6 protein-coding genes are annotated in these 6,151 nt (G+C 64.0%); 4 read left to right on the forward strand and 2 right to left on the reverse strand.

The window, feature by feature from the left end; translation table 11 throughout:
- Nucleotides 1–2 precede the first annotated feature (2 nt).
- From NPS47_RS19195 to NPS47_RS19205, 3 genes are all read left to right on the forward strand, one after another.
- Nucleotides 3–1,028 carry a putative 2-aminoethylphosphonate ABC transporter substrate-binding protein gene (locus tag NPS47_RS19195; protein WP_274296370.1) on the forward strand — a complete coding sequence of 342 codons (1,026 nt, stop codon included), beginning with the start codon at nt 3–5 and terminating at the stop codon, nt 1,026–1,028.
- 120 nt (nt 1,029–1,148) lie between these two features.
- Nucleotides 1,149–2,276: a TIGR03364 family FAD-dependent oxidoreductase gene (locus tag NPS47_RS19200; RefSeq protein ID WP_274296371.1), complete on the forward strand. Its 1,128-nt coding sequence runs from the start codon at nt 1,149–1,151 to the stop codon at nt 2,274–2,276.
- A 10-nt stretch (nt 2,277–2,286) separates the two neighbouring features.
- Nucleotides 2,287–2,841, forward strand: a complete 555-nt coding sequence (locus NPS47_RS19205) for a phosphonate degradation HD-domain oxygenase (protein ID WP_274296372.1) — start codon at nt 2,287–2,289, stop codon at nt 2,839–2,841.
- Here NPS47_RS19205 and NPS47_RS19210 read toward each other — a convergent pair.
- Together NPS47_RS19210 and NPS47_RS19215 are read right to left on the reverse strand one after the other, a co-directional pair.
- Nucleotides 2,824–4,188, reverse strand: a complete 1,365-nt coding sequence (locus tag NPS47_RS19210; RefSeq protein WP_274296373.1) for a GTPase/DUF3482 domain-containing protein — start codon at nt 4,186–4,188, stop codon at nt 2,824–2,826. The genes NPS47_RS19205 and NPS47_RS19210 overlap by 18 nt on opposite strands.
- Nucleotides 4,181–5,572, reverse strand: coding sequence for a DUF2868 domain-containing protein (locus NPS47_RS19215; RefSeq protein ID WP_425313531.1), 1,392 nt, complete (start codon nt 5,570–5,572; stop codon nt 4,181–4,183). Before NPS47_RS19215 ends, NPS47_RS19210 begins: the two co-directional genes overlap by 8 nt.
- Nucleotides 5,573–5,635: 63 nt before the next feature.
- Between NPS47_RS19215 and NPS47_RS19220 the strand changes: the two genes are divergently transcribed.
- Nucleotides 5,636–6,151, forward strand: a 516-nt coding sequence (locus NPS47_RS19220; protein ID WP_274296375.1) for a dihydrofolate reductase, incomplete at its 3' end; no start/stop codon positions are given.

The following is a 6,151-nucleotide window of genomic DNA, read 5'->3' on the forward strand; positions in this document are numbered from 1 at the left end:
TCATGTTCAAGCCACTTGCTCTTGCCGCTGCCGTCCTCACTGCGTTCAGCCTGCAGGCCACTGCTGCCGACACCCAGCTGACGGTTTACACCGCACTCGAAGCCGAACAACTCAAGAGCTACAAGCAGGCCTTCGAAAAGGCCAACCCGGATATCGAGATCAAGTGGGTACGTGATTCCACCGGCATCATCACCGCCAAGCTGCTGGCTGAAAAAGACCGTCCGCAGGCGGATGCGGTGTGGGGCCTGGCCGCTTCCAGCCTGGCGATCCTCGATCAGCAGGGCATGCTGCAGAGCTACGCGCCGAAGGATCTGGACAAGATCGGCGCAAACTACCGCGATGCCGCCAACCCACCGGCCTGGGTCGGCATGGACGTCTGGGCGGCGACCATCTGCTTCAACACCATCGAAGCCGAGAAGCAGGGCCTGACCAAACCGGTGAGCTGGCAGGACCTGACCAAGCCTGAGTACAAGGGCAAGATCGTCATGCCGAACCCGGCGTCGTCCGGCACCGGCTTCCTCGATGTCAGCGCCTGGTTGCAGACCTTTGGCGAGAAGCAGGGCTGGGCGTACATGGACGGCCTGCACCAGAACATCGGCCAGTACGTTCACTCCGGTTCCAAGCCGTGCAAGCTGGCGGCGGCCGGTGAGTTCCCGATCGGTATCTCCTTCGAATACCCGGCCGTGCAGCTCAAGCGTCAGGGCGCACCTTTGGACATCGTCCTGCCGAAGGAAGGTTTGGGCTGGGAAATCGAAGCCACCGCCGTGCTCAAGGGCAGCAAGCATGAAGACGCCGCCAAGCGCCTGGCCGACTTTTCGGCAAGCCCGGCAGCGATGGAGCTGTACAAGGAAAACTTCGCCGTGCTCGCCCAGCCGGGTATCGCCAAGCCGCAGACCGAACTGCCGGCTGACTACGAACAGCGCCTGATCAAGAACGACTTCGCCTGGGCCTCGCAGAACCGCGACAGCATCCTTGCCGAATGGCGCAAGCGCTATGACGGCAAGTCGGAGAAGGTGGCGCAACAGTAAGACCGGGTTGGCTTCATCGCCGGCAAGGCCGGCTCCCACAAGGGCCAGGTGCTCTGGAAGTCTCTGTGGGAGCTGGCCTTGCCAGCGATAGGGCCACTGCAATTCTTGAAGGAATCTGAGATGACCGATCTATTAATCGTCGGCGCCGGCATTCTCGGCCTGTCCCATGCCTACGCCGCTGCCCGGCGCGGTCTCACGGTGCGGGTATTCGAACGCACCGCCACCCCGCTGGGCGCTTCGGTACGCAACTTCGGCCAGGCGCTGGTCACGGGTCAACCACCGGGCGAAATGCTCGAACTGGCCAAGGCCAGCCGCGGAATCTGGGCGCACTGGTCGCGTCAGGCCGGCTTCGAATTGAAGAGCAATGGTTCGCTGTTGTTCGCGCGTACTGCCCTTGAACAGGAGCTGTTGGAAGCCTTCTGTGCCGAACGGGCCGTGGAGCATGGTTACAGGGTCGAAATGTTGACGGGTGCGGCCTTGAACGACCTGTATGGCGGTCAGTTCCGTCACCACCGCGCGGCGTTGCGTGGGCTGGACGACCAGCAGCTGTACTCCCGTGAAGCCATCCCCATGTTGATCCGCTTCCTGCAGCAGGAACTGGACGTGCAGTTTCACTTCTCCACTCTGGTGCGCGATATCGAACCTGGAAAAGTCTCGACCACCGCAGGTGATTTCAGCGCCGGGCAGATCGTGGTGTGTTCCGGGCATGACTACCAGACCCTGCTCGCCGAACCCATCGCCAGGCTGCAACCGCAGCTTTGCCGTTTGCAGATGCTGCGTGCCCGACCGCGTTTCAAGCTGAATCTGCAGCATGCGCTGCTGACCGGCTTGAGCTGCGTGCATTACGGCGCCTTCGCCGACCTACCTCAGGCCCAGGCCCTCAAGACGCAATTGCTTAGCGACAGTCCTCACCTGATGGAGCACGGGATTCACTTGCTGATCAGCCCCACACCCCATGGCGAGCTGATCATCGGCGACTCGCATGCCTATGGCAGCGATGCTGCTCCGTTCAATGCCGAACAGGTCGACAACTGGATGATCGAACTGGCCGAGCACACCCTCGGTGGTCGTATCGAGGTGGTCGAACGCTGGCAGGGCGTCTATGGTTCTGGCGGGCCCGGGCCATTTTCGCTGTTGCAGGTGGCGCCGGGTGTCAGCGCCGCGCTGATGCACAGCGGCGTCGGCATGAGCGTCGGGCCGGCCCTGGCCGAGCGGCATATCGCTCGGCTGTTCAACGAAATTGCCTGAGGGGATAACGATGAGAACAGCCGAACAGGTTGTCAGCGAAATATTTGCCCTGTATCAGCAGCATGGTGATGAAGACTATATCGGCGAGCCGGTGTCGCAGCTGGAGCACATGTCTCAGGCGGCGCAGTTGGCGCTGGATGAAGGTTTTGACGATGAAGTGGTGCTGGCAGCGTTCTTCCATGACATCGGCCACATCTGTGGTGGTGCCGAAGGCGACATGGGTGGCTACGGTGTGGTCAGCCATGAACAGGTTGGCGCCAACTATCTGCTGCGCTGCGGTTTCAGTGAGCGGCTGGCGAAGCTGGTGCAATACCATGTCGAGGCCAAGCGTTACCTGACCTTGCGAAAGCCGGGCTATTACCAGCGCTTGAGCGAAGCCAGCCGGCGCACCCTGGAATATCAGGGTGGGGTGATGAGCGAAGCTGAGGCGGATGCTTTCGAGCGCGACCCGTTATGCACGGTGAGCCTGCGCATGCGTGAGTGGGATGAGCTGGCCAAGGAGATGCATGTGCCGGTGATTGATCTGGATGTGCTCAAGGCCAAGGCGCTAAAGCTCCTGCACTAACAAGTCGATCTGCTCCTGGCGCTCGGCCTGATTGAGCCGCGCGCCGGGATTGAGCGACGACCACTGCGGATGCGCGCGCGCTTTGCTCAAGGCGTCCGGCAGCTTGCCCTCACGCCAGCCTTGCTCCTGCGGCGCGCTCAATTTGATCCGTTCCATCGCCGCATGCCCGCGGCTGTCCAGCGCCTGGATCAGCTGATGCTGACGCAAGGCCAGCAAGCGCAATACGCTGTCATCCACCGTCAGTTCCCGTTGCCCCTTAAGCTTGCCCAGCAGGCGCGAGCCGTAGCTGCGCGCGGTCTGCAATGCACCACCGGCAATCGCACCGGCCAATGCGGCAGCACCGAGGGTCAAACCGCCGACCAGCAAATCGACACCGGCACCGGCTGCCGCGCCAGCGGCCACGCCGCTACCCAGGCGCACACCCAGCAGCTTGAGCGTCTCGGGGTTGAACAGGTCATCGCCCCAGCGGCCATCCAGCAGCGGCAGTTCACTGGCACTGGCATCGTCCTTGCGAAACGCATACAGCTTGAGCAAGGCCTCGACGCAACGTTGTTCACGCTGGCGAACCTCCTTGCGCAACGCTTCGATAGCGATGGCTTCGGCACCCGGTTCGGCCACCACGCTGCGTCGGCAGGCGGCGCAATCGAGCAGCAGCTCGGCAATCAGGCGCTTGCCACTGAGCTGGCGGGCCAGACGCTGGGCCTGCTGATCGTCGATCAGGCGTTGCAGGGCCGGGCGGGACTTTTCCAGCATCAGTGCCAGGCTTTCATAGAGACGCCGCTCACCGTCTTCCGGGGGCGCGACACTGTCGAAACGCACCAGCGCATGCAAGCCAAGCCGGGCCAGCGCTTCACGCCAGTCAGGCTCGCGATGGTCGCTGCTGGCGACAAAATTGAGCACCGGCAGCAACGGCTTGCCACAGCTGGCGAGCACTTCCAGCTCATCGCGATACTTGGCCAGCACCGGCTCGCGGGCGTCGATCACGTACAGACCGGCATCGCTGGCCAGCAGCTGACGCAGCACCTTGGCCTCCTGCTCGAAACGCTGGCGCGCTTCACTACCCTGAAGAAAACGCTCCAGGCGCGCCGGGCCGTCGAGGCGTTCGCCCGGCCGTTCCAGGCGTTCAAGGTAGTCGAGCAGGGCAATGGCGTCTTCCAGGCCAGGCGTGTCGTAGAGCTCCAGCAAGGGTTCGCCGTCCACCGACAGCCGCGCACCTTCCACATGGCGAGTGGTGCTGGGCCGATGGGACACTTCACCAAAGCCGACATCCCGGGTCAGGGTGCGCAGCAGTGAAGTCTTGCCGACGTTGGTATGGCCGACCACGGCCAGTTTCAGTGGCTTAGTCATGGCCATGCTCCAGCCAGTTCAGCGGGGCGCTGTCGGCGTGCTCCAGGCCTAGCTGGTCGAGGGCCTGGTGCCAGTCGCCGAGGCGATCGGCGTCCAGCGCCTGGCCGGGCAGGGCCTGCAGCAGCCAGATGCGCGTGGCGCCGGCATTGCGTGCAAGTTCGGCAAGCAGTGCCAGGCTGCCGCGGTCCGGCGAGCGGCGCGGGTCGCAGGCGATGGCCAGGCGTGCCGGCGGGAAGCGGCTGAGTTGTTCGAGCAACTTGTTACGCGATTCGCGGCTGTCGAGCACCCCAGCGTTGCTGACCGTGGCGGGCAAGGCAGGCGGCCAGGGGCGCTGGTCGTCCAGCTCCAGGCCAACCAGCAAGGCACCGTCAGTGTGTTCGTCGCCCACGCCACGGACGATCTGCGGCAGGGCGTCGGGCGCGGCGTCATTGACGCCGAGGCGTTCGCTGCTGGGCATCAGCGCCTCGCGCAACTGGCTGTAGCCGGGCAGGTTGAGGTCCAGGCTCAGGCGCTTGCGACCCGTGCGCCAGCGCCACAGGCACAACGCGGCGAGCAGCAAACGGGGAAGGATGCCGAACACCAGCAACACCCCAAGCAACCAACTGGCCCAGGCCTGGCGGGCCAGTTCGAGAGCGGGCTGGCTGTCGCCACTGGCGCGGATCATGTCGATGTCCGGCACGTTGAAACCGAGCAAGGCAGGTAGGGCGCCGAGGGCCTGGGTCAGTCCGACGAAGGTGTCGGCGCCGAGAATGGTGGTTTCCCAAACGAAACCGTAGCGCCGGGTGGCGAGCAGAATCAGCAGCATCAGCAACGCTGTGACCAGGGCCACCAGCCACAGGCCATGCACCAGCAGGCCAAGCAACCAGCGATTGAGTTTCTGGCGTTGCAACAGCACCAGCAGGGCAGGCGCCAAATGCGTGGCCTGGGCATCGCGGGCGAACTTCTCGCTGAGCCACAACCACAGTCTGCCCAGGGTCGCGCCTTGCTCCCCGGCAAAGAAAAAGCCCACGGCCCATCCGGCCAGCAGCAACAGGTTCAGGCCCAGCAGGCTGCCCAGCGCCCAGAACACATTCACCGGGCGCTGGCTGTCGCCGAGGGCGGCCAGGGCCAGGCCGGCGCCGCTGAAGATGGCCAGCACCAGCAACAGCGCCAGGGCCAGGCGTGCACCTTGTTTCCAGTGCTGCAGGGCGCTGCGCATGCCGTCGCGTTCGGCCAGCCACAAGGCGCGCTGTTCGATGCGCGTCGGCAGGTCGCCGCCCAGTTGCCGGGCGCGGCGATTGGCTTCCTGATCCTCCAGGGGGCCTGCATGTTCCTCGCGCAGGCGTACCGCCTCAGTCAGCCAGCGTTTGTCCAGGTCAGTCAGTGCAGTCACGCGGTCTTCCATTGATCAAGTCAGCCCAAAGCATAACCCAGGCATCGAAGATCGGGCTTTGCTATCCTCGCCGGCATGAAAACATCACTTCCCCTCAGCCTGATCGCGGCGCTCGCCGAGAACCGCGTAATCGGCATCGACAACAGCATGCCCTGGCACCTGCCGGGGGATTTCAAGTATTTCAAGGCCACCACCCTGGGCAAGCCGATCATCATGGGGCGCAAGACCTGGGACTCGCTGGGGCGGCCATTGCCTGGGCGTTTGAACCTGGTGGTCAGCCGCCAGCCCGGGCTGCAGCTAGAAGGTGCCGAAGTGTTTGCTTCGCTCGATGAGGCCGTGGTGCGCGCCGAGCAGTGGGCGCTGGAGCAGGGCGTTGATGAGTTGATGCTGATTGGTGGCGCGCAGCTGTATACCCAGGCCATTGAGCGGGGTCTGGCGGATCGGCTGTACCTGACGCGGGTTGAGCTGAGCCCGGAGGGGGATGCGTGGTTTCCTGAGTTCGATGTGGCGCAGTGGGCGTTGGTGTCGAGCCAGGAGAATGCGGCTGAGGGAGAGAAGCCGGCGTATCATTTCGAGGTGTGGGAGAAGGTC

Source organism: Pseudomonas putida (assembly GCF_028682475.1).
GTDB classification, from domain to species: Bacteria; Pseudomonadota; Gammaproteobacteria; order Pseudomonadales; family Pseudomonadaceae; genus Aquipseudomonas; species Aquipseudomonas putida_AG.

Bases quoted from the DNA above. Each gene is read 5' to 3' on its own strand.
- NPS47_RS19215 (WP_425313531.1), bottom strand. From the start codon at position 5,572: ATGGAAGACCGCGTGACTGCACTGACTGACCTGGACAAACGCTGGCTG.
- NPS47_RS19205 (WP_274296372.1), top strand. From the start codon at position 2,287: ATGAGAACAGCCGAACAGGTTGTCAGCGAAATATTTGCCCTGTATCAG.
- NPS47_RS19210 (WP_274296373.1), bottom strand. From the start codon at position 4,188: ATGACTAAGCCACTGAAACTGGCCGTGGTCGGCCATACCAACGTCGGC.
- NPS47_RS19200 (WP_274296371.1), top strand. From the start codon at position 1,149: ATGACCGATCTATTAATCGTCGGCGCCGGCATTCTCGGCCTGTCCCAT.
- NPS47_RS19195 (WP_274296370.1), top strand. From the start codon at position 3: ATGTTCAAGCCACTTGCTCTTGCCGCTGCCGTCCTCACTGCGTTCAGC.